Here is a 21,871-nt window from a genome sequence, read left to right as displayed (position 1 = left end):
GATTTCCGGCCCCCGCACGGGGGGAACGAGGGAGGAGCCGATCGGTCACTGGGCACCGTAAGGACTCGGACCGGGGAGTGCGGACAGCACGCGGCCCGGCCGCACCCGTATCCACTCGTACGGGTGCGGCCGGGCCGCGTGTCACATCGGCGGGTGCCCGGTCAGATCTTGGCCCAGGCCTCGGTGAGGACTCCGCGCAGGATCGACTCGATCTCGTCGAACGTCGACTGGTCGGAGATCAGCGGCGGGGCGAGCTGGACGACCGGGTCGCCGCGGTCGTCGGCCCGGCAGTACAGACCGGCCTCGTACAGGCCCTTGGACACGGCGTTGTAGAGGATGCGCTCGGTCTCGTCCTCGTTGAAGGTCTCCTTGGTCGCCTTGTCCTTGACCAGCTCGATGCCGTAGAAGAAGCCGTTGCCGCGGACGTCGCCGACGATCGGCAGGTCGTGCAGCTTCTGCAGCGTCGAGTAGAAGGCGCCCTCGTTGTCGAGGACGTGCTGGTTGAGGCCCTCGCGCTCGAAGATGTCGAGGTTCGCGATGCCGACGGCGGCGGAGACCGGGTGGCCGCCGAAGGTGTACCCGTGGAGGAAGGTGTTGCCGTCGCGGTAGAACGGCTCGGCCAGGCGGTCGGAGATGATGCACGCCCCTATCGGGGAGTAGCCCGACGTCATGCCCTTGGCACAGGTGATCATGTCCGGTACGTAGTCGAACTTGTCGCACGCGAACATCGTGCCGAGGCGGCCGAAGGCGCAGATGACCTCGTCCGAGACGAGCAGCACGTTGTACTTGTCGCAGATCTCGCGCACGCGCTGGAAGTAGCCGGGCGGCGGCGGGAAGCAGCCGCCGGCGTTCTGCACCGGCTCCAGGAAGACGGCGGCGACCGTCTCCGGGCCCTCGAAGAGGATCTCCTGCTCGATCTGGTCGGCGGCCCAGCGGCCGTAGGCCACCGGGTCGTCGCCGTGGATCGGGGCGCGGTAGATGTTGGTGTTGGGGACCTTGTGCGCGCCCGGGACCAGCGGCTCGAAGGGCGCCTTGAGCGCGGGCAGACCGGTGATGGACAGGGCGCCCGCCGGCGTGCCGTGGTAGGCGACCGCGCGGGAGATGACCTTGTACTTCTGGTGGTTGCCGGTGAGCTTGTGGTACTGCTTCGCCAGCTTCCAGGCGGTCTCGACCGCCTCCCCGCCGCCCGTCGTGAAGAAGACCTTGTTGAGGTCGCCGGGCGCGTAGTTCGCGAGGCGCTCGGCCAGCTCGACGGCCTTGGGGTGGGCGTACGACCAGATCGGGAAGAAGGCCAGCTCCTGGGCCTGCTTGTACGCGGTCTCGGCCAGCTCGTGGCGGCCGTGGCCCGCGTTGACCACGAACAGGCCGGACAGACCGTCGAGGTAGCGCTTGCCCTTGTCGTCGTAGATGTAGGTGCCCTCGCCACGCACGATGGTGGGAACGGGCGCGTTCTCGTACGACGACATGTCGGTGAAGTGCATCCACAGGTGGTCGTACGCGGTCTGGCTCAGGTCCTTGCTCATGACTATCGGGTGCCCCACTGGTAGGTCTGTTTTTTCAGCTTGAGGTAGACGAAGCTCTCGGTCGCCCGCACGCCCGGGAGCGCGCGGATCCGTTTGTTGATCAGTTCGAGCAGGTGGTTGTCGTCCTCGCAGACGACTTCCACCATGAGGTCGAACGAGCCCGCGGTCATCACCACGTAGTCGACCTCGTTCATGGTGGCCAGCGCGTCCGCCACCGGGTCGAGGTCGCCCTCGACCGTGATGCCGACCATCGCCTGCCGCCGGAAACCCACCGTGAGCGGGTCGGTGACGGCGACGATCTGCATGACGCCCTGGTCCTGGAGTTTCTGCACCCGCTGGCGGACGGCCGCCTCGGAGAGGCCGACGGCCTTCCCGATCGCGGCGTAGGGCCGCCGGCCGTCCTGCTGGAGCTGTTCGATGATCGCCAGGGAGACGGCGTCGATCGGAGGGGTGCCGTTCCCGTTTCTGGAATCTGCGCTGCGACTGGCCACGCCCACACTGTGCACGAGGTCTCGCCCGTCATGCAACCCCGAAGCGATGTAATTCGTTGTTCAAAGCCGTTTTGGGAACTGAATCCGAAGTTCCTGGAGGCTGGGTATGTCGAAAGCGTCACCCTTGCGCTTAGGGTGGTGTCTCATCCACCGGACATTCATCGGACATCGGAGAGGGAGAAAGACTGTGACCACCGAGCTGCGCCGGCTGCGTAACTACATCAACGGGGAGTTCCGGGACGCCGCCGACGGCCGGACCATCGAGGTGGTCAATCCGGCCACGGGCGAGGCGTACGCGACCTCCCCGCTCTCCGGGCAGGCGGACGTCGACGCCGCCATGGCGGCCGCGGCCGCGGCGTTCCCCGCCTGGCGCGACGCCACCCCGGCCGAACGGCAGCGCGTTCTGCTGAAGATCGCCGATGCCTTCGAGGAGCGGGCCGAGGACCTGATCGCGGCCGAGAGCGAGAACTGCGGGAAGCCGCTCGGGCTGACCCGCACCGAGGAAATCCCGCCGATGGTGGACCAGATCCGCTTCTTCGCGGGCGCCGCACGGCTCCTGGAGGGCCGCTCTGCCGGTGAGTACATGGAGGGGCTGACCTCCATCGTCCGGCGCGAGCCGGTCGGTGTCTGCGCCCAGGTCGCGCCGTGGAACTACCCGATGATGATGGCCGTGTGGAAGTTCGCCCCGGCGCTGGCCGCGGGCAACACCGTCGTCCTCAAGCCGTCCGACACCACGCCCGCCTCCACGGTTCTGATGGCTGAGATCATCGGGGCCGTCGCACCCAAGGGCGTCTTCAACGTGGTCTGCGGCGACCGGGACACCGGCCGCACGATGGTCGAGCACAAGGTGCCCGCCATGGCGTCCATCACGGGTTCGGTGCGGGCCGGGATGCAGGTCGCCGAATCGGCGGCCAAGGACGTCAAGCGGGTCCACCTGGAGCTGGGCGGCAAGGCCCCTGTGGTCGTCTTCGAGGACGCGGACATCGCGAAGGCCGTCGAGGACATCTCGGTGGCCGGGTACTTCAACGCCGGGCAGGACTGCACCGCGGCCACCCGCGTACTGGTCCACGAATCGGTCCACGACGAGTTCGTCACGGCGCTGGCCAAGGCGGCCGACGACACGAAGACCGGCCTGCCGGACGACGAGGACGTGCTGTACGGGCCCCTCAACAACGCCAACCAGCTGGCCCAGGTCAGCGGCTTCATCGACCGCCTGCCCGCACACGCCAAGGTCGAGGCCGGCGGCCACCGGGTCGGCGACCGGGGCTACTTCTACGCCCCGACCGTCGTGTCCGGGCTGAAGCAGGACGACGAGATCATCCAGCACGAGGTGTTCGGGCCCGTCATCACCGTCCAGCCGTTCCGCGACGAGGCGGAGGCCCTCGCGCACGCCAACGACGTGGAGTACGCGCTGGCCTCATCGGTGTGGACCAAGGACCACGCCCGCGCGATGCGGATGTCCAAGAACCTCGACTTCGGCTGTGTGTGGATCAACACCCACATCCCGCTCGTCGCCGAGATGCCGCACGGCGGATTCAAGAAGTCCGGCTACGGCAAGGACCTCTCGGCCTACGGTTTCGAGGACTACACGCGGATCAAGCACGTGATGACGTCCCTGGACGCCTGAGCGGCTCCCGCCTCCGCCGCCTGTCCAAGCCCGCCCCCGCACGGTCCGCCGTGCGGGGGCGGGCCGCGTTCGCGGTGTGCGGCGGTCTCCGTGATCCCTGCGATCACCGTGGTCTCCGCCCGCCGCGTGCGCCGCGGCCCGACAAGGTGTCGCGCCCTGCGGCGGTGCTGCGTACGCAGCGTCCATTGCCCGCCGCCACTGCCGGAGGTGAAGCTGGGCCTATGGCAGATCTTGGTGTTTCCCGGCGTTCCCTCCTCCGCGGGTCCGGCGCGGTGGGCGTGCTGGCCGCGCTCACCGGATGCGGGGTCCCCGCGGCGTACGTGAAGCCGGGGGAGCGGGCGGGGCGCGACAGATCGGCGCAGGACCGGAGCCTGGTCTTCGCCAACTGGCCGCTGTACATCGACACCGACGACCACAACCCCTCCAAGCGGCCCACCCTCGACGCCTTCGAGAAGAAGTCCGGGATCTCCGTGAAGTACACGGAGGAGATCAACGACAACGACGAGTTCTTCGGGAAGATCAGCCCGGCGCTGATGAACCACCAGGAGACCGGGCGGGATCTGATCGTCATCAGCGACTGGATGGCGGCCCGGTTCGTCCGCCTCGGCTGGGTCGAGGAGATGGACCGGGCCGCGCAGCCGAACGTCGCCAGGTTTCTCGACCCGCAGCTGCTCTCACCCGCCTTCGACAAGGGGCGCAAACAGAGCGTGCCCTGGCAGTCCGGGATCACCGGCATCGCCTACAACCGGCGCAAGGTCGGGCACGAGATCAAGCACCTGAGCGATCTCTGGGCCCCCGACCTGCGCGGCAAGGTCACCCTGTTCTCCGGGCTCGACGAGGCGTTCGCCCTGCTCATGCAGGGCAACGGCGCCGACATCACCCGCTGGACCGCCAAGGACTTCGACACCATGTGCGACCAGGTCGAGAAGCTCGTCCGCACGAACCAGATCCGGCGCTTCACCGGCAACGACTACATCAAGGACCTGTCCACCGGCGATGTGCTCGCCTGCCAGGCGTACTCGGGCGATGTGATCCAGCTGCAGGCCGACAGCCCGGACATCGAGTTCGTGGTGCCCCAGGAGGGCGGCGAGCTGTGGGCGGAGTCGATGATGATCCCCAACCTCGCCAGCCACAAGGCCAATGCCGAGAAGCTGATCGACTACTACTACGAGCCGGCGGTGGCGGCGGAGCTGGCGGCCTGGGTCAACTACGTGTGCCCGGTGCCCGCCGCACGCGAGGTGCTGGCCTCGTCGAAGGACAAGGAGCTTGCGGACCTCGCCGAGGACCCGCTGATCTTCCCCGATGCCACGATGCGCAAGCGTCTGGCCATCGCCCGGGACATCACGTCGTCGGAGCGGGTCGAGTACGCGAAGCGCTGGAACCGGCTCGTGGGTCTGTAGCCGGTGCCGGGCCGGCCCGTGGCCCCCTCCCACGGCTCCCGCGGCCGGTCAGTTCCGGCGGCCGGCCCGTCCCGGAACGTACGGGCCCGGACTGCGCATGGCCAGTACGGTGCTCCGGGTGACCGCCTCCTTCAGCCGGGCCGCTGTACGGCCGGTGAGGATGCGGTCCACCGGGGTGTCGTCGGCGCGGGTCAGCTGGACCAGCCCGTCCCGGCGCCCGAGGCTGATGTTCCGCCCGACATAGCGCAGCCGCAGCGGCCGGGGCGTCCGGCCGCCCACCACGGCGGCGACGCTGTCCGCGACCCGCATCCCCATCGGGATGCCCGTCTGGCAGGACATCCGCGAGGCACATCCGTCGGGCCCCAGGGCAGCGGCCGCGTCGCCCGCCGCGAACACCTCGGGGTGCGAGGTCGAGCGCAGCGCGCCGTCGACCCTGATCAGGCCGCGCTCGTCCACCGCGATGCCCGCAGCGCGGGCCAGCTCCGGCACCCGGAATCCGGCGGTCCACACCACCGTGCCCGCCGCGATCTCGGTGCCGTCGGCCAGTCCCAGCCCTTCGGCGGTGACCTCGGCGATCCTGGTGTGCTCGTGCACGGTGATGCCGCGTTGCGCCATCGCCCGGCGGAGGTAGCGGGCGGCGCGGGCGGAGAGGTCCGCGCCGAGCTCGCCTCCGGTGACCAGCTGGATATCGGTCCCCGGGCAGGTCTCCGCCAGCTCGGCCGCTGTTTCGATCCCGGTCAGCCCGGCGCCCGCGACGGCCAGTGAGCCCGTACCGTGCGCCAGCCGTTCCCGCAGCCGGACCGCGTCGTCGTAGGCGGCGACGGCGGAGGCGTGCGCTGTGACGCCCGGGACGGCGGCGGTGTCGGGCCCGCTGCCCAGGGCGTAGACGAGCGTGTCGTACCCGAGGGCGTGCGGGGCCGAGTCGAGCCGCACCGTACGGGCGTCCGCGTCGACCGCGGTGACGCGTGCGACGACCAGTTCGACGCCGGTACCGGCCAGCAGCCGCCTCAGTGGCCGCTCCGGCAGGCTCTGGCCGGTGGCGGTCTGGTGCAGCCGCACCCGCTCGACGAAGTGGTCCGAGGCGTTGACGAGCGTGACCCGCGTACCGGCGCGGCGCAGCCGTCCCGCCGTGCGCTTGGCGGCCGCCAGCCCCGCGTACCCCGCTCCCAGAACAACGATGTGATGGGTCATCGGTCCTCCCGCATCCCGTTCAGCCTGTGCTGTCCCCCTCTGAACCGGTGGGAGGACCGATCCGTGACGGAACTGAATGTGATGCGGATCACATTTGCATCAGCTGAGCTGGGCTGCGGCGAAGCCGAGCTTTCCGGGGTTGAGGACCGTACGGACCGCGCCGACCAGGCCGTCGGTGACCTCCGGTACGACGACGGCGAACAGCGCGTCGCCCATCAGCAGGAGCGCCCCCGGCTCGCCGTTCACCTCGGTCACCCGGAAGCGCAGCAGCGCGGTCTCCGGCTGCTCCGCCAGACCGAGCAGGTAGCGGATCACCTTCTCCCTGCCGCCGACCGGACGGCGGGCGGCGGAGACCTCGCCGCCGCCGTCGCTCCAGGCGACCACGTCAGCGGCGAGCACCTGCTCCAGACCCGCCAGGTCACCCTCGACGGCGGCTGCGACGAACAGCTCGACGATCTTCCGGCGCTGACCGCTGTCGACCGGCAGCTGCCGCCGGGGACGGCCGAGCTGCTCACGCGCCCTGCGGTGCAGCTGCCGGGAGTGGGCCTCTTCGATGCCCAGGACGGCGGCGATCTCCCGGTGGCTGTGCTCGAACGCCTCGCGCAGCACGAACACCGCCCGTTCGGCCGGAGTGAGGCGCTCCATCAGGGTGAGCAGCGCCAGCGAGACCGACTCGCGCTGCAGCGAGGTCTCCAGCGGACCGAGCGCCGTCTCTCCACCGTGGGTGAGGACCGGTTCGGGCAGCCAGGGCCCGACATACCGTTCACGGCGGGCACGCGCCGAAGTGAGCCGGTTCAGGCAGAGGTTGGTGGAGACCTTGGTGAGCCAGGCGACGGGGGTGCGGATCGCCTCGCGGTCGGCCGCACTCCACCGCAGATAGGTGTCCTGCACGGCGTCCTCGGCCTCGCTCGCGCTGCCGAGCAGCCGGTAGGCGAGCGAGAACAGCCGGGGCCGGTGGGACTCGAACTCTGCGGCGGCTTCCGTGGTCATGCCCGCAGCATGCCAGGAGGGGCCTCCCAGGGGGAGCCGGGCGCGACCGGCGGCGGGGCTCAGCCGGCCGGCGGTGCGCCGAACGCCGCCACAGCGATCTTCATCGCTGTGGGGTTCATGTCCTCGCCCTTGGCGTCCGTGGAGTTCACGCTGTAGACGAGGGTCCGGGACAGGTCACGGGTGGCCGCCATGACCGCGTTGTACCCCCAGCGTCCGCCGGTCTTCGCCCACACCTGACGGCCGCCGAGCGTGATCACCGAGAGTCCGGCGCTGTACTCGGGCGTACCGGTGCGCAGGTGGGGCAGGGTGAACATCTCCGACAGCTGCGGCCCGCGCACCACATGCCCGGAGAACAGCGCCCTGGTGAAGTGCTCCAGGTCTGCGGTGCTGGTGATGAGGTCGCCCGCGGCCCAGGACTCGGTCTGCCCCCATTCCGTCACATCGCGGAGCTCACTGGTCCCGCCCGGCCCCCGGTAGACCTGGTATCCGTGGTTGTGCGGGCCGCGGATGCCGGTGGCGGTGCCGGGGAAGTACGAGTCGCGCAGCCCGAGCGGGTCCAGGATGCGCCGCGTGACCTGGTGCGCGTACGAGTCGTGGGTGACCCGCTCGATCAGCAGCCCGGCCACCGTGTAGCCGATGTTGTCGTACTTCTGCCGCGTGCCCGGTGCGAACAGCGGCTTCTTGGCCACCGCGGATGCCACCAACTGGTGCGGGGTGTAGCGGTCGAAGCGGTGCTCGTACCACTCCTGCTCGCTGTCCCCGGCGGAGTCCGACGACGGCAGACCGCTGGTGTGGTTCAGCAACTGCCTTACGGTGACGCCCCGGTAGGCGCCCGGGATCAGGTCGGGGAGGTAGTGCCTGACCGGCCGGCCGAGGGAGACCCGGTGCTCGGACGCGAGCTGGAGCACCACCGCCGCTGTGAAGACCTTCGTCACCGACCCGGCCCGGAACCGGGCGGCGGGGTCCGCCGCGCGGCCGGACGTGAGGTCGTGCACTCCTGCGCTGCCGCGCCAGGTGCCCTCCTTGCCGCCGACCCGTACCAGCGCCGCGGTGGCGTCGTCGCCAGGCAGCCCGGCGATGGCGGTGCAGAGCGCCCCCGCACTCGTGCACCGGGGCGCGGTATCCGCCGTGCCGGCGGAGTCGTGCGCTGCCGGAGCGTGCGCGAAAGCCGGGGCTGCCGGACCGGTGGCGAGAACGGCGGCGAGAGCAGTGGCGGCCAGGGCGCTGCGTACACGGGTGCGCCGCGGTCTGCCGCTGACAGGGGAGTGACTGCTGGTGCGGGTGGGCCGGCTCATCGGGGCTCCGGGGGTGGGTGGGGTGCTGACCCGTACCATCCTGCTGAGCCCGGCGGCGCGGGGAATCCTCACCGAGGCCGACCTCCCCCCTGACGCGCTCGGTCGCCAACCGCCCCTCGTGTCAGGGGAGTTGCTGAGGGTTCTCCCTTAGGGTCCTTACGCTATGATCGGCCCGTGCGACCCCGGCGGGCATAGTGCAAGGACCCCTTAGGGGCGCGGGCCGGTGAGCGCGCGGCGGCGGACCGTGCGGAGCGCGTCGACGCGGTTGGTGGTGATCGAGTCCACCCCGAAGCCGATCAGCCGGCGCATCGACCGTTTCGTGTCGGGGGTCCACGCCGAGACGAGCAGGCCGTCCCGGTGGACGCGCTCGCAGAGCTCCGGACTCAGCAGCCCGAAGCGGTAGTTGAGCCAGCGGGGCTTCACCGCGTCGAGCAGCGCGGGGCGCGGCGGGGTCAGCGTCGTCCAGGTCAGAGCGATCTCGGCGGCGGGATCGGCCTCGCGCACGGCGAGCATGGCGGTCGCCCCCGCGCAGTAGTACGTACGCTCGCTCGCCCCGCACTCGTGGACCACACCGACGACCGTGCGCACCGCTTCCGGGGTGGCGCCCGGCAGATCGATCATGATGCGGTGACTGCCGACCGCCGTCACCGCCTCCCGGAGCGTGGGCACCCCGCCGCCCGTCAGCCCGCGCAGTTCGTCCGTCGTGATCCGGTCGAGCGGCCGGTCGTGGCCCCACAGCCGTTCGAGCGTCGCGTCGTGCAGCAGCACCGGTACACCGTCCCGGGTCAGCCGGACGTCGATCTCCACCGCGTCGGCGCCCCGTTGCAGCGCCGAGCGGACGGAGGGCAGGGTGTTCTCACGGAAGAGATACGGGTCGCCGCGATGACCCACGGCAGTGACGGTACGCATGGGGACATCTTTGCCGACCCCCGCAGCGGGCGGCTACCGGGCGAGCCAGTCCGCGGTGTACGTGTCGATCTCGGCCGCCAGCTTCGACTTGCCCGGAGCGTCGAGGAACGACGCGGCGACGGCGTTCTTCGCGAGGCCGGCGACGCCCCGCTCGTCCAGGCCCAGCAGGCGGGCCGCGACCAGGTACTCGTTGTTGAGATCCGTGCCGAACATCGGCGGGTCGTCGCTGTTGACCGTCACCAGCACCCCGGCGTCGGCCATTTCCTTCAGCGGGTGCTCCTCCAGCGTGCGCACGGCCCGTGTCGCTATGTTGGACGTCGGGCAGACCTCCAGCGCGATGCCCTGCTCGGCCAGGTGGGCCAGCAGCTTCGGGTCCTGGACCGAGCTGGTGCCGTGTCCGATGCGCTCGGCGCCCAGGTGGTTCAGCGCGTCCCAGACGGTCTCGGGCCCCGTCGTCTCACCGGCGTGCGGTACCGAGTGCAGGCCGGCCGCAATGGCCCGGTCGAAGAAGGGCTTGAACTGCGGGCGGGCCACACCGACCTCGGGACCGCCGAGCCCGAAGGAGACCAGCCCGTCGGGGCGGAGGTCCAGCGCGAGCCGGGTCGTCTCGGCCGCCGCTTCGAGGCCGGCCTCACCCGGGATGTCGAAGCACCAGCGCAGCACGGTGCCCAGCTCGGCCTCGGCGGCCTTGCGCGCGTCCTCGATCGCCTCCATGAAGGCCTGCTCGGGAATGCCCCGGCGGGTGGAGGAGTACGGCGTGATGGTGAGCTCCGCGTACCGGATGTTCTGGCGGGCCATGTCACGTGCGACCTCGAAGGTCAGCAGGCGTACGTCCTCGGGGGTGCGGACCAGGTCCACCACGGACAGGTAGACCTGGATGAAGTGTCCGAAGTCGGTGAAGGTGAAGTAGTCGGCGAGCGCCTCGGGGTCGGTCGGGACCATCGAGTCCGGGTGGTGCGCGGCGAGTTCGGCGACGATGCGCGGCGACGCGGACCCGACGTGGTGCACGTGCAGTTCCGCCTTGGGCAGTCCCGCAATGAACGGGTGCAGGTCGGGCATCGGGGTCCTCCGGGGTATCGCGAGTTCTGCTGATGAGTTGTTCTGGCGGCCGGAGAACATCGTAGGCGGGACCGGAGCCCGGCACGCGGGCTCAGGTGCTGCGGCCGGTGACGTCTGCCCCGTCGGGCGGACACCGCGGGCTGCGGCATTAGCATGACGAGCCGAAGATGGGGGAGGCCCATGTCAGACCACGCACCACGCCCTTCGGGGGACCCGGAACCGCCGGGAGACCCATGGGCTGCGCCCGATCAGAGTGTCCCGCTGGACAAGCCGCAGCCGCCCCGCGGCCCGGTGCACGACCAGCCGACGGTCACGGCCATGCCGAACGTGGAACCCGGCGAGAGCGCCGGGCAGACCGGTCCCGCTCAGCAGGCCCCGGGCCAGCAGGCCCCGGGCCCGTACATCCCCGGGCAGCAGACGCCGGGGCAGCACGGGCCGGCATCCGCGGGATACGCACCGCCCGCCTACCCGGCACCCGGATCCGTACCGCCCCCGCCGGTCGCGCCGAACGGCCCGGGACAGGGTGCTCCCGGCACGTACGGATACCCGTCGTACCCCGGCGCGGCCCCGGGCCCGCAGGGACCCGCCGCCTACGGCTACCCCGGGTACCCGGGGTACGGCGGCCAGAGCGGCTGGAACAGCCCGCAGCAGAGGCCTGCCAACGGCTACGGCGTGGCCGCGCTGGTACTCGGCATTCTCAGTGTGGTCATCTTCTGCGCCTGGGGTCTCGGCATCATCCTGGGGACGCTCGCCCTGATCTTCGGGATCCTCGGCCGCAAGCGCGCCAACCGCGGTGAGGCGAACAACGGGGGGATGGCCCTCACCGGGATCATCCTGGGGCCCATCGGCATCGTGGTCAGCGCCGCCTTCCTCGCCGTGGTGATCTGGGGCATCTCGCACTCCGACGACTCCACGCCCGACTACGGCAGCACCTACCCGAGCTCGCTGACCGTCGGCGCCGGCCACTGAAATCCGTCCCGGGCGGCCCCACTCGCCCGGGACGGACCCGCAGGCCGCCCGCGGACGGTTTCCCGACGTCAGCCCGCGGCTGGGGACTTGCGCAGCCGCTCCCTGGCGTCCATCAGGGCGAAACCCAGCAGATTGAGCCCGCGCCAGCGCTCCGGCTGTCCGGCCCGCTCGTCGCCGGCCGCCAGCCCGATGCCCCACACCCGGTCCATCGGACTGGCTTCCACCAGCACCCGGTCCCCGGTGGCCAGCAGATATCCGCGCAGCGCCGCGTCCGCACCGAACTTGTGCACGCTGCCCTCGACCACGATCCCGTACCGCTCGCGCTCCCATACCGCGTCGTCGAAGCCGCGCACCAGCCGGCCCGCCTTCTTGGCCAGCGCGGGGTTCGCCGCCGTCACGGCCGCCTGCTCCGCTTCCGCGTCCGCGAAGAGCCGCGCCTTGGCGGCCATCATCCAGTGCTCCGCCGTGGCGTACCGGACGCCGCCGGCCACGAAGGGTGACGGCCACCACTGGCTGAGGCACTCCGGCCCGATGCTGCCGTCCCGCCGGGCGGTGTGGCCCCAGAAGTGCAGGAACTCGATCCGCTCTCCGTTTCCGGCCCGTCTGGCCAGCGCTTCGATTCGCTCCATGCACGCGAGTCTGGCAGCCGCCACGGACACTCCGTCGTGGATTTCCCGGCCCACGCGACACATGGTCCACCGATTCCGTTGCGTAACCAAAAGGAAACAACGGAATCACTTGTTGATGAACTATGGCTCTGCCAGGATCGGCACTCAATTCGAGCTTGAGCTACGGAGAGAGCACGATGGTCAACAGCTTCCAGGTGCGGGACCGCTTCGCGGCCGGCGCACAGTACATCGGCGGGCAGCTGCGCCCCGGCACGTCAGGGCGGACCCAGGACGTCGTGAACCCCGCCACAGGCGAGGTGGTCCTCAGCTATCAGCTGGCCGGCACCGCCGATGTCGACGCCGCCGTCGCCGCGGCCCGCGCGGCCTTCCCGGGCTGGTCCGGAGCCACCCCGGGGGAGCGCTCGGACGCGCTGCACCGCTTCGCCGCCGTGCTCGCCGAGCGCGCCGAGGAGTTCGCGTACGCCGAGTCCCTCCAGTGCGGCAAACCCATCAAGCTGAGCCGCGAGTTCGACGTGCCGGGCAGCGTCGACAACGCCGCCTTCTTCGCGGGCGCGGCCCGCCACCTCCAGGGCCAGTCCGCCGGTGAGTACAGCGGGGACCACACCTCGTACGTCCGCCGTGAGCCGATCGGCGTGATCGGCTCCATCGCCCCCTGGAACTACCCCCTCCAGATGGCCGCCTGGAAGGTTCTGCCGGCCATCGCCGCGGGCAACACCATCGTGCTGAAGCCCGCCGAGATCACCCCGCTGACCTCGCTGATGTTCGCGCAGGCCGCGACCGAAGCGGGCATCCCCGACGGGGTCGTCAACATCGTCAACGGTCTCGGGGCCGAGGCGGGCGAGCATCTGGTGGGCCACCCCGGCGTGGTCATGACCTCATTCACCGGATCGACGCCCGTCGGCAAGCGCGTCGCCGAGATCGCCACCGCGACCGTCAAGCGGATCCACCTGGAGCTGGGCGGTAAGGCCCCCTTCCTCGTCTTCGACGACGCCGACCTGGAAGCGGCCGTGCACGGCGCGGTCGCGGGCTCGCTCATCAACACCGGCCAGGACTGCACGGCCGCCACCCGCGCCTACGTGCAGCGCCCGCTGTACGACGCCTTCGTCCAGGGTGTCGCCGACCTGATGGGCACCCTCCGCATCGGCGACCCCTTCGACGAGTCGACCGACATCGGCCCGCTGATCAGCTACGCCCAGCGCGACCGGGTCGCGGCCTTCGTGGACCGGGCCAGGGACACCGCCCGCGTGGTCACCGGCGGTGCGGCACCGGAGAACGACGGCGCCTACTACCTGCCGACCCTGATCGCCGACGCCGCCCAGGACAGCGAGATCGTGCAGGCCGAGATCTTCGGCCCGGTCCTCGTCGTGCTGCCCTTCGACTCCGACGACGAAGGCATCGCCCTCGCCAACGACACCCCCTACGGACTGGCCTCGTCCGCCTGGACCCGTGACGTCTTCCGCGCGAACCGGGCGACCCGCGAGATCCAGGCCGGCTGCGTGTGGGTCAACGACCACATCCCGATCATCAGCGAGATGCCGCACGGCGGTTACAAGGCGAGCGGCTTCGGCAAGGACATGTCGGTGTACTCGTTCGAGGAGTACACACAGGTCAAGCACGTCATGTTCGACAACACCGCGGTGGCCCGCAAGGACTGGCACCGCACGATCTTCGGGGACCGATAAAGAAAGGGCACCGAGCCCATGGAGCAGTTCGAGCCAGACCGTCTCTCCCCGGCCCAGCTGGCCGCCGCGCACCGCACCCTGACCCGCGGCAGGGGGGCCGTCACCCGCCGGTCGCTGTTGCGCGCCACCGGCGCCGGCGCTCTCACACTCGGCGGCCTCGCCGCCCTCACGGGCTGCGGGATTCCCGCGGCCAAACGCGAGGGCGGCGCCCCGGCCTCCAGCGACCACTCGGCCGCGGAGAAGGTGATCAACTTCTCCAACTGGACCGAGTACATGGACGTCAGCGACGACCAGAAGCACCGGCCCACCCTGGAGGCATTCACCCGGCGTACCGGGATCAAGGTCAAGTACACCGAGGACATCAACGACAACGTCGAGTTCTTCGGCAAGATCAAGCCGCAGCTCGCGGCCGGTCAGGACACCGGACGGGACATCATCATCCTGACCGACTGGCTGGCCGCCAGGCTGATCCGGTTCGGCTGGGTCGAGCGGCTCGACGCCTCGCTGCTCCCGCACGCGTACGCCAACCTCTCCGACCAGTTCCGCACCCCCGACTGGGACCCGGGCCGCGCCTACTCGTACCCCTGGGCCGGTATCCCCACCGTCATCGCCTACAACACGAAGGCGACCGGCGGCCGCAAGGTCGACTCCGTCACCCAGCTCCTCGACGACCCCCGGCTCAAGGGGCGGGTGGGATTCCTCTCGGAGATGCGCGACTCGATCGGGATGACGCTGCTCGACATGGGCAAGGACCCGGCGAAGGTCACCGACGCCGACTACGACGCCGCGATCGGCCGTCTCCAGAAGGGTGTCGACAGCAAGCAGATACGCCGCTTCACGGGCAACGACTACATCAGCGACCTGGACAAGGGCGACATCGCGGCCTGTGTCGCCTGGGGCGGTGACATCACCCAGCTGCGGAACGACAACCCGCACGTCAAATACGCGATCCCCACCGCCGGTTACATGACGTCCAGCGACAACATGATGATCCCGGCCAAGGCCCGCCACCCCTCCAACGCCGAGCGGCTGATCGACTACTACTACGAGCCCGCCGTCGCCGCGAAGCTCACCGCGTACACCAACTACCTGTCCCCGGTGGACGGTGTCCGCACGGAACTCGCGAAGATCGATCCGAAGCTGGCCGCCAACCAGCTGATCCTCCCCGACAAGGCGATGGCCGCCCGGTCGCACGCCTTCCGCTCGCTCTCCAGCAAGGAAGAGACGGCGTACGAGCAGAAGTTCGCCGAGCTCATCGGGGCCTGACCCGTACCGCCCGCGCACCCGCGCGACGCCCGCACCCGATCCGCCCGGACCCGCAACCGTCCGGCCTCTGCCGCCCCCGTCCCCTCCCCGTTCTCCCCCTGTTCCCACGAACCCCCCGGGACCGTACCCATGACACAGACGAATGAAGGCGGCGACGTCCGTCTCGCCGGGATCAGCAAGACCTACGGGTCCTTCACCGCGGTGCACCCGCTGGACCTGACCGTCCCGCAGGGCTCCTTCTTCGCGCTCCTCGGCGCCTCGGGCTGCGGAAAGACCACCACCCTGCGGATGATCGCCGGCCTGGAGGACCCGACCACCGGCACCGTCCGGCTCGGCGACCAGGACGTCACCGACCTGCCGCCGTACAAACGGCCGGTCAACACGGTCTTCCAGTCCTACGCGCTCTTCCCGCACCTCGACGTGACGGAGAACATCGCCTTCGGCCTGCGCAGGCGCGGCATCAAGTCCGTCAAGAAGCAGGTCGGCGACATGCTCGACCTCGTCCAGCTCGGGGACTTCGCCCACCGCAAACCGCACCAGCTCTCCGGCGGCCAGCAGCAGCGCGTCGCCGTCGCCCGCGCGCTCATCAACCACCCGAAGGTGCTCCTGCTCGACGAGCCGCTCGGCGCCCTCGACCTCAAGCTGCGCCGCCAGATGCAGCTCGAACTCAAGCGGATCCAGACCGAGGTGGGCATCACCTTCGTCCACGTCACCCACGACCAGGAGGAGGCCATGACCATGGCCGACACCGTCGCGGTGATGAACGGAGGACGGGTCGAGCAGCTCGGTGCGCCCGCCGAGCTCTACGAGAACCCCGACACCACCTTCGTGGCGAACTTCCTCGGCACCTCGAACCTCATCGAGGCCGAGGTCGCGGAGGCGGGGTCCGACATCACGGTCCTGGCGTCGGGGGCCGAGCTCCGGCTGCCCGCCGACCGGTGCTCGGCCGCCACCACCACCGGCGGCAAGCTGCTCGTCGGGGTGCGGCCCGAGAAGATCGCGCTGGTGCACGCGGACGACGCGGCGGAGATCGGCGCCGGACGCAACCGCATCACCGGGCGAATAGCCGACTCCAGTTTCATCGGCGTCTCCACGCAGTTCGTCATCGACAGCCCGGTCTGCCCGCACCTCGAGGTCTACGTACAGAACGTCGAGCGGGACTCACGGCTGACGCCGGGCGCCGAGGTCGTCCTGCACTGGAACCCCCGGCACTCGTTCGGCCTCGGCGCAGACCAGGCGGTCGACGCCGGCAAGGCGGACGCAAGCAGCGAGGAGGCGGCGTGAGCGTCACCGAGGCCCCGCGCACCGCGGCCCCCGCGGAGGCCGGCGCCCTGCGCAAGCCACCCGTCCGCAAGCGGCTCGTACCGTACTGGCTGCTGCTGCCCGGCATCATCTGGCTGCTGGTCTTCTTCGCGCTGCCGATGATCTACCAGGCGTCCACGTCGGTGCAGACGGGTTCGCTGGAGGACGGCTTCCAGGTCACCTGGCACTTCCAGACGTACTGGGACGCGCTGCAGGAGTACTACCCGCAGTTCATCCGCTCCCTGCTGTACGCGGCCACGGCGACGGTCCTCTGCCTGCTCCTCGGCTACCCGCTCTCGTACCTCATCGCCTTCAAGGCGGGCCGCTGGCGCAATCTGGTGCTGATCCTGGTCATCGCGCCGTTCTTCACCAGCTTCCTGATCCGCACGCTCGCCTGGAAGACGATCCTCGCCGACGGCGGTCCGGTCGTGGGGGCCCTGAACACGCTGCACATCCTCGATGTGACCAGCTGGCTCGGCTGGACGGACGGCAGCCGGGTGCTGGCCACCCCCATGGCAGTGGTCTGCGGACTCACCTACAACTTCCTGCCGTTCATGATCCTGCCGCTCTACACCTCGCTGGAGCGGATCGACGGACGGCTGCACGAAGCCGCCGGCGACCTCTACGCGACCCCGGCCACCACCTTCCGCAAGGTGACCTTCCCGCTCTCCATGCCGGGCGTCGTCTCCGGCACCCTGCTCACCTTCATCCCGGCAGCCGGTGACTACGTCAACTCCGAACTGCTGGGCTCGACCGACACCAAAATGGTCGGCAGCGTCATCCAGTCGCAGTTCCTGCGCGTGCTCGACTATCCGACGGCGGCCGCGCTGTCCTTCATCCTCATGGCGATCGTGCTGATCATGGTCACCGTCTACATCCGCCGATCCGGCACGGAGGACCTGGTCTGATGCTGAGGAACTCCACACGCCGGCTGCGCCGCCACCTCGTCACCGTCGCGGGTCTGCTCACGCTCGCCTATCTCATCCTGCCCAACGTCGTCGTCATGGTCTTCTCCTTCAACAAGCCCAACGGACGCTTCAACATCACCTGGCAGCGGTTCTCGCTCGACGCCTGGAAGGACCCCTGCGGCGTCGCCGACATGTGCGGCTCGCTGAACCTCTCGCTGGAGATCGCCGTCTGGGCGACGATCGGCTCCACCGTGCTCGGCACGATGATCGCCTTCGCGCTGGTCCGCTACCGGTTCCGGGCGCGCGGCGCGATCAACTCGCTGATCTTCCTGCCGATGGCGATGCCCGAGGTAGTGATGGCCGCGTCCCTGCTCACCCTGTTCCTCAACATGGGCGCCCAGCTGGGCTTCTGGACCATCCTCATCGCGCACATCATGTTCTGCCTGAGCTTCGTCGTCACGGCGGTCAAGGCCCGGGTGATGTCCATGGACCCCCGGCTCGAGGAAGCGGCACGCGACCTCTACGCGAGCCCGGTGCAGACCTTCCTGCGGGTCACCCTGCCCATCGCGTCGCCCGGGATCGCGGCGGGCGCGCTGCTCGCCTTCGCGCTCTCCTTCGACGACTTCATCATCACCAACTTCAACGCGGGGTCGACCGTGACCTTCCCCATGTACGTCTGGGGATCGGCGCAGCGCGGTACCCCTGTACAGATCAACGTCATCGGCACGGCGATGTTCGTCATCGCGGTGCTGGTGGTACTCGGCGGCCAGCTGATCAGCAACCGCCGGAAGAACAGCACACCGCACTGAGCAGGACCTGAAGGAGTGGAACCCATGGCCCCAGCTGCCATGACCCGTGCCCTTGCCGCATCACTCGCCGACGCCGAACCGGTGTCGTTCTGGCTGGAGGACCCCGGCAGGCCCGCCGTCGAACCCGCCCTCACCGGGGACGTCAGCTGCGACCTCCTCGTCGTCGGCGGCGGCTACAGCGGGCTGTGGACCGCGCTCCTCGCCAAGGAGCGCGACCCGGGCCTGGACGTCGTGCTCATCGAGGGCAACGAGGTGGGCTGGGCCGCGTCGGGCCGCAACGGCGGCTTCTGCGCCGCATCGCTGACCCACGGACTCGCCAACGGGCTGGAACGCTGGCCCGGTGAGATCAAGCAGCTGGAGGAGCTGGGCGCGCGCAACCTCGACGCCATCGAGGAGGCCGTCGCCCGGTACGGGATCGACTGCGACTTCGAGCGCACCGGCGAGATCGACGTCGCCACCCGGCCGCACCAGGCCGATGAGCTGCGCGACTGGCACCGGGAGACTGCGGACCTCGGCTTCAAGGGGCTGGAGTTCCTCGACCAGGACGCGCTGCGGGCCCAGGTGGACTCCCCGACGTTCCTCGCCGGGCTCTGGGACCGGCGAGGCGTCGCGATGCTGCACCCGGCCAAGCTGGCCTGGGGGCTCAAGCGTGCCTGTACGGACCTGGGCGTACGGGTCCACGAACGCACCCGGGGGCTCGATCTGGCGCGCTCCGGTACCGGGATGGCCGTCCGTACCCCGTACGGCAGGGTCTTCGCTCGGCAGGTGGCACTGGGCACCAACGTTTTCCCCTCGCTGGTCAAGCGGGTGCGGTCGTACACCGTCCCGGTCTACGACTACGCGCTGATGACGGAGCCGCTGACCGGGGAACAGCTGGCGTCGATCGGCTGGCAGGGCCGGCAGGGGCTCGGCGACAGCGCCAACCAGTTCCACTACTTCCGGCTGACCGCGGACCACCGCATCCTGTGGGGCGGTTACGACGCGATCTATCCGTACGGCGGCAGGCTGAACTCCGATCTCGATCAGCGCCCGGACACCTATCTGACCCTCGCCGAGCACTTCTTCACCTGCTTCCCGCAGCTCGAAGGGGTCCGCTTCAGCCACGCGTGGGGCGGCGCGATCGACACCTGCTCCCGCTTCTCGGCCTTCTTCGGCACGGCGCACGGCGGCCGCGTCGCCTACGCGGCGGGCTTCACCGGCCTCGGCGTGGGTGCCACCCGGTTCGGCGGTGACGTGATGCTCGATCTGCTCTCGGGCGCCGAGACCGAGCGCACCCGGCTGGAGATGGTGCGGAGCAAGCCGCTGCCGTTCCCGCCGGAGCCGTTCGCCTGGGCCGGGATCGGGCTGACCAAGTGGTCGCTGGCGCGGGCGGACGAGAACGGCGGACGCCGGAATCTCTGGCTGAAGTCGATGGACCGTCTTGGGCTCGGGTTCGACTCCTGACGCCGCCGTTTCCCCGGACCGGCGGCGGTGTGACCCGGGTCACTGCGATTGGGTGTCCGAACCCGCGTCATGAAGCGCCCCGTCCCCGCTCTCTCCCCGTGCACGCAGAATTCGCGCGTACACGAATGGAGGCCGGGCGATGGCTGGCTCGGGGGCAAGGTCCGCAGTGGAGTGGCTCGCTTCGGCGGCGCCGGATCCGGACGCGTGCCGGCGGGAATGGGAGCGCGACCCCCACGGGGTGGCGCTCCTGCCCGCCGGTGTGCGCTGGGACGTGCTCATCATTCCGGGGGAGCTGGGTTATCCGACCCTGGACGTGCTGTCCCGGCTCATCGACCGGCCGGGTCCGGTCCTGGCCGGTTTCGGCGAGGCCAGAATGGGATTCTTCGTGCCGCCGGGGACGGCCGCCCGCTGGATCGGGACGGGTGTACGGGGTGCCGGACGCGGCACCTGGATAGTGGTGCCGCGTCCGGGCGGGGCGGCGGGCGGGGTGCGCTGGCTCGTCCCGCCGGACGGCGGGGGGACGCTCACCGACCCGGCGCTCCTCGAACTCGCGCTGCACGAGGCCGCGGCACTGAGGGCGGGCGACATTGGTGACGGATTGGTCTGAACCACCGCCGGGCGATGTGTGAAGTCTTGACAGTCCAATTGGTCTGGACCATGTTGGGCGCGCTTCACCCCTCAATCCCCCCATGTCCGGAGGCAGTTGTGAAACGCCCAAGACTTCTGGCCATGCTCGCCACGGCCGCACTCGCGGCGAGCGCGCTCTTCGCCACCGCGCAGACCTCCCAGGCCGCCGCCCCCGCAGCCGGTGCCGGCCTGCCCGCACACGCCCTGGTCGGCTATCTGCACTCCAGCTTCGCCAACGGGTCCGGCTACACCAAGCTGGCCGACGTCCCCGACTCCTGGGACGTGATCGACCTGGCGTTCGGCGAGCCCACCTCGCCCACGTCCGGCGACATCCGCTTCAACCTGTGTCCGGCCACGGAGTGTCCCGGTGTCGAGTCGGCCGACGCGTTCAAGGCGGAGATCAAGGCCAAGCAGGCGGCGGGCAAGAAGGTGCTGATCTCCATCGGCGGCCAGAACGGCCAGGTGCAGCTCACCACCACGGCCGCCCGCGACACCTTCGTCGCTTCCGTCTCGAAGATCATCGACGATTACGGACTCGACGGCCTGGACATCGACTTCGAGGGCCACTCGCTCTCGCTCGACACGGGTGACACGGACTTCCGGCACCCCACCACGCCTGTCGTCGTCAACCTGATCTCCGCGCTGAAGACGCTCAAGGCCAAGTACGGCGACGCATTCGTACTGACGATGGCTCCGGAGACCTTCTTCGTGCAGCTCGGCTACCAGTTCTACGGATCGGGCCCGTTCGGCGGCCAGGACCCGCGCGCGGGCGCCTATCTCCCGGTGATCGACGCGCTGCGCGACGATCTGACGCTGCTGCACGTCCAGGACTACAACTCGGGGCCGATTATGGGGCTCGACAACCAGTACCACTCCATGGGCGGCGCCGACTTCCACATCGCCATGACCGACATGCTGCTGACCGGCTTCCCGGTAGCGGGTGACACGACGAAGATGTTCGCTCCGCTCCGCCCCGACCAGGTGGCCATCGGCCTGCCGGCCTCGGTGAACGCGGGCAACGGCTTCACCTCGACCGCTGACGTGGACCAGGCGCTGAACTGCCTGACGAAGAAGACCGGCTGCGGCTCCTACGCGACCCACGGCAGCTGGCCGGGTCTGCGCGGCCTGATGGCCTGGTCCGTCAACTGGGACCTGTTCAGCAGTCAGGAGTTCGCGAAGAACTTCGACGCATACAGCTGGCAGTGACCAGCAGCAGGGCCCCGCACAGCAGCCAGCTCGCCAGCACGTCGAGAGGCCAGTGGTAGCCGTGCAGGAGGAGACCGGTGCCCGTCGCCACCGTCAGGATTACGGCGACGGGCACCGGCCAGTTCCGCCGGGTGTACGGCGTGAGCAGCAGCGCGGCCCCGCCGTACGCCACCATCGCGGTCGCCGAGTGGCCCGAGGGGAAGTACCCGGTGGACGGGTCGAGCGGACCTGACCGCGCCGTCCAGAGCTTCAGCGGTACCACCAGCGCGGGAACCACGGCCATCGCCAGCGCGGCGGCCAGGACGTCCCTGCGGCTGCCCCGCCACAGGGCGTACGCCATCGCCACCACCAGGACCGGCAGGGCGACTTCCGTATTGCCCAGGTCGGAGAGGGCGCCGCTCAGCCGTCCGGGACCGGTGCCGACGATGTGACGGTCGACGCGCGTGTCCAGGCGCAGTAGCGGCCCGGCGGTCATGACCTGCCAGGTGATCAGTGCGAAGAGGAGAAGACAGCCGAGCGCGGGGAGCAGCACGCGCCGCAGTGGG

Annotated in this window: 19 protein-coding genes and 1 pseudogene; 11 read left to right on the top strand and 9 right to left on the bottom strand. The window is 70.0% G+C overall.

Going from position 1 to position 21,871, the window contains the following annotated elements; translation table 11 throughout:
• Positions 1 to 161 precede the first annotated feature (161 nt).
• Both OG584_RS08525 and OG584_RS08520 read right to left on the bottom strand, forming a co-directional pair.
• Positions 162 to 1,523, bottom strand: coding sequence for an aspartate aminotransferase family protein (locus OG584_RS08525; RefSeq protein WP_405776661.1), 1,362 nt, complete (start codon positions 1,521 to 1,523; stop codon positions 162 to 164).
• A 2-nt stretch (positions 1,524 to 1,525) separates the two neighbouring features.
• Entirely contained in the window at positions 1,526 to 2,014 is a 489-nt protein-coding gene (locus tag OG584_RS08520) for an Lrp/AsnC family transcriptional regulator (protein ID WP_405776659.1), read from the bottom strand.
• Positions 2,015 to 2,201: 187 nt separating this feature from the next.
• On the opposite strand from OG584_RS08520, the gene OG584_RS08515 reads away from it, so the two are divergent.
• A complete protein-coding gene (locus OG584_RS08515; RefSeq protein ID WP_405776657.1) occupies positions 2,202 to 3,641 on the top strand; it encodes a gamma-aminobutyraldehyde dehydrogenase in 1,440 nt (479 codons plus the stop codon).
• 221 nt (positions 3,642 to 3,862) lie between these two features.
• Complete coding sequence (locus OG584_RS08510) at positions 3,863 to 5,041, top strand: extracellular solute-binding protein (protein ID WP_405776655.1); 1,179 nt, start codon at positions 3,863 to 3,865, stop codon at positions 5,039 to 5,041.
• A gap of 48 nt (positions 5,042 to 5,089) precedes the next feature.
• Here OG584_RS08510 and OG584_RS08505 read toward each other — a convergent pair whose 3' ends face one another.
• The 5 genes from OG584_RS08505 to OG584_RS08485 form a co-directional block, all read right to left on the bottom strand.
• The gene (locus OG584_RS08505; RefSeq protein ID WP_405776653.1) at positions 5,090 to 6,232 is read right to left on the bottom strand and encodes an NAD(P)/FAD-dependent oxidoreductase; all 1,143 of its coding nucleotides are present in this window, start codon (positions 6,230 to 6,232) and stop codon (positions 5,090 to 5,092) included.
• 99 nt (positions 6,233 to 6,331) lie between these two features.
• The gene (locus OG584_RS08500) at positions 6,332 to 7,222 is read right to left on the bottom strand and encodes an RNA polymerase sigma-70 factor (RefSeq protein WP_405776651.1); all 891 of its coding nucleotides are present in this window, start codon (positions 7,220 to 7,222) and stop codon (positions 6,332 to 6,334) included.
• Positions 7,223 to 7,281: 59 nt separating this feature from the next.
• On the bottom strand, positions 7,282 to 8,517 hold the full coding sequence (locus OG584_RS08495) for a serine hydrolase domain-containing protein (RefSeq protein ID WP_405776649.1): 1,236 nt from the start codon (positions 8,515 to 8,517) through the stop codon (positions 7,282 to 7,284).
• Positions 8,518 to 8,724: 207 nt separating this feature from the next.
• The gene (locus OG584_RS08490) at positions 8,725 to 9,426 is read right to left on the bottom strand and encodes a glycerophosphodiester phosphodiesterase (protein WP_405776647.1); all 702 of its coding nucleotides are present in this window, start codon (positions 9,424 to 9,426) and stop codon (positions 8,725 to 8,727) included.
• 33 nt (positions 9,427 to 9,459) lie between these two features.
• Positions 9,460 to 10,485: an adenosine deaminase gene (locus OG584_RS08485; protein WP_405776645.1), complete on the bottom strand. Its 1,026-nt coding sequence runs from the start codon at positions 10,483 to 10,485 to the stop codon at positions 9,460 to 9,462.
• Between the two features lie 180 nt (positions 10,486 to 10,665).
• On the opposite strand from OG584_RS08485, the gene OG584_RS08480 reads away from it, so the two are divergent.
• Positions 10,666 to 11,454 (top strand): DUF4190 domain-containing protein, encoded by a 789-nt coding sequence (locus OG584_RS08480; protein ID WP_405776643.1) that lies wholly within the window; start codon positions 10,666 to 10,668, stop codon positions 11,452 to 11,454.
• Positions 11,455 to 11,522: 68 nt separating this feature from the next.
• Here OG584_RS08480 and OG584_RS08475 read toward each other — a convergent pair whose 3' ends face one another.
• A complete protein-coding gene (locus OG584_RS08475; protein ID WP_405776641.1) occupies positions 11,523 to 12,083 on the bottom strand; it encodes an NADAR family protein in 561 nt (186 codons plus the stop codon).
• A 176-nt stretch (positions 12,084 to 12,259) separates the two neighbouring features.
• Here OG584_RS08475 and OG584_RS08470 point away from each other — a divergent pair, with 176 nt between their 5' ends.
• The 8 genes and pseudogenes from OG584_RS08470 to OG584_RS08435 all read left to right on the top strand — a co-directional run.
• Positions 12,260 to 13,765 carry a gamma-aminobutyraldehyde dehydrogenase gene (locus OG584_RS08470; RefSeq protein ID WP_405783931.1) on the top strand — a complete coding sequence of 502 codons (1,506 nt, stop codon included), beginning with the start codon at positions 12,260 to 12,262 and terminating at the stop codon, positions 13,763 to 13,765.
• A gap of 18 nt (positions 13,766 to 13,783) precedes the next feature.
• Positions 13,784 to 15,031 carry a PotD/PotF family extracellular solute-binding protein gene (locus tag OG584_RS08465; RefSeq protein WP_405776639.1) on the top strand — a complete coding sequence of 416 codons (1,248 nt, stop codon included), beginning with the start codon at positions 13,784 to 13,786 and terminating at the stop codon, positions 15,029 to 15,031.
• A gap of 129 nt (positions 15,032 to 15,160) precedes the next feature.
• Entirely contained in the window at positions 15,161 to 16,315 is a 1,155-nt protein-coding gene (locus OG584_RS08460; protein ID WP_405776637.1) for an ABC transporter ATP-binding protein, read from the top strand.
• Positions 16,312 to 17,241, top strand: a complete 930-nt coding sequence (locus OG584_RS08455; protein WP_405776635.1) for an ABC transporter permease — start codon at positions 16,312 to 16,314, stop codon at positions 17,239 to 17,241. Before OG584_RS08460 ends, OG584_RS08455 begins: the two co-directional genes overlap by 4 nt.
• Complete coding sequence (locus tag OG584_RS08450; protein WP_405776633.1) at positions 17,241 to 18,050, top strand: ABC transporter permease; 810 nt, start codon at positions 17,241 to 17,243, stop codon at positions 18,048 to 18,050. Before OG584_RS08455 ends, OG584_RS08450 begins: the two co-directional genes overlap by 1 nt.
• Before the next feature lie 24 nt (positions 18,051 to 18,074).
• Positions 18,075 to 19,493: an NAD(P)/FAD-dependent oxidoreductase gene (locus OG584_RS08445; RefSeq protein WP_405776632.1), complete on the top strand. Its 1,419-nt coding sequence runs from the start codon at positions 18,075 to 18,077 to the stop codon at positions 19,491 to 19,493.
• Positions 19,494 to 19,632: 139 nt separating this feature from the next.
• Positions 19,633 to 20,100: a hypothetical protein gene (locus tag OG584_RS08440; protein WP_405776630.1), complete on the top strand. Its 468-nt coding sequence runs from the start codon at positions 19,633 to 19,635 to the stop codon at positions 20,098 to 20,100.
• 200 nt (positions 20,101 to 20,300) lie between these two features.
• Positions 20,301 to 21,326: pseudogene (locus tag OG584_RS08435) on the top strand (chitinase); the annotation flags it as partial.
• On the opposite strand, the gene OG584_RS08430 reads toward OG584_RS08435, so the two are convergent.
• A complete protein-coding gene (locus OG584_RS08430; RefSeq protein ID WP_405776628.1) occupies positions 21,277 to 21,858 on the bottom strand; it encodes a phosphatase PAP2 family protein in 582 nt (193 codons plus the stop codon). The pseudogene OG584_RS08435 and the gene OG584_RS08430 overlap by 50 nt on opposite strands.
• Positions 21,859 to 21,871 lie beyond the last annotated feature (13 nt).

Origin of the sequence: Streptomyces sp. NBC_00859 (assembly GCF_045161865.1) — a bacterium.
In the GTDB taxonomy this organism is placed as follows: Bacteria; Actinomycetota; Actinomycetes; order Streptomycetales; family Streptomycetaceae; genus Streptomyces.
This window is presented reverse-complemented; position numbering and strand designations above follow the sequence as displayed.

Bases quoted from the DNA above. Each gene is read 5' to 3' on its own strand.
- OG584_RS08525 (WP_405776661.1), bottom strand. From the start codon at position 1,523: ATGAGCAAGGACCTGAGCCAGACCGCGTACGACCACCTGTGGATGCAC.
- OG584_RS08510 (WP_405776655.1), top strand. From the start codon at position 3,863: ATGGCAGATCTTGGTGTTTCCCGGCGTTCCCTCCTCCGCGGGTCCGGC.
- OG584_RS08505 (WP_405776653.1), bottom strand. From the start codon at position 6,232: ATGACCCATCACATCGTTGTTCTGGGAGCGGGGTACGCGGGGCTGGCG.
- OG584_RS08500 (WP_405776651.1), bottom strand. From the start codon at position 7,222: ATGACCACGGAAGCCGCCGCAGAGTTCGAGTCCCACCGGCCCCGGCTG.
- OG584_RS08495 (WP_405776649.1), bottom strand. From the start codon at position 8,517: ATGAGCCGGCCCACCCGCACCAGCAGTCACTCCCCTGTCAGCGGCAGA.
- OG584_RS08490 (WP_405776647.1), bottom strand. From the start codon at position 9,426: ATGCGTACCGTCACTGCCGTGGGTCATCGCGGCGACCCGTATCTCTTC.
- OG584_RS08485 (WP_405776645.1), bottom strand. From the start codon at position 10,485: ATGCCCGACCTGCACCCGTTCATTGCGGGACTGCCCAAGGCGGAACTG.
- OG584_RS08480 (WP_405776643.1), top strand. From the start codon at position 10,666: ATGTCAGACCACGCACCACGCCCTTCGGGGGACCCGGAACCGCCGGGA.
- OG584_RS08475 (WP_405776641.1), bottom strand. From the start codon at position 12,083: ATGGAGCGAATCGAAGCGCTGGCCAGACGGGCCGGAAACGGAGAGCGG.
- OG584_RS08470 (WP_405783931.1), top strand. From the start codon at position 12,260: ATGGTCAACAGCTTCCAGGTGCGGGACCGCTTCGCGGCCGGCGCACAG.
- OG584_RS08465 (WP_405776639.1), top strand. From the start codon at position 13,784: ATGGAGCAGTTCGAGCCAGACCGTCTCTCCCCGGCCCAGCTGGCCGCC.
- OG584_RS08460 (WP_405776637.1), top strand. From the start codon at position 15,161: ATGACACAGACGAATGAAGGCGGCGACGTCCGTCTCGCCGGGATCAGC.
- OG584_RS08450 (WP_405776633.1), top strand. From the start codon at position 17,241: ATGCTGAGGAACTCCACACGCCGGCTGCGCCGCCACCTCGTCACCGTC.
- OG584_RS08445 (WP_405776632.1), top strand. From the start codon at position 18,075: ATGGCCCCAGCTGCCATGACCCGTGCCCTTGCCGCATCACTCGCCGAC.
- OG584_RS08440 (WP_405776630.1), top strand. From the start codon at position 19,633: ATGGCTGGCTCGGGGGCAAGGTCCGCAGTGGAGTGGCTCGCTTCGGCG.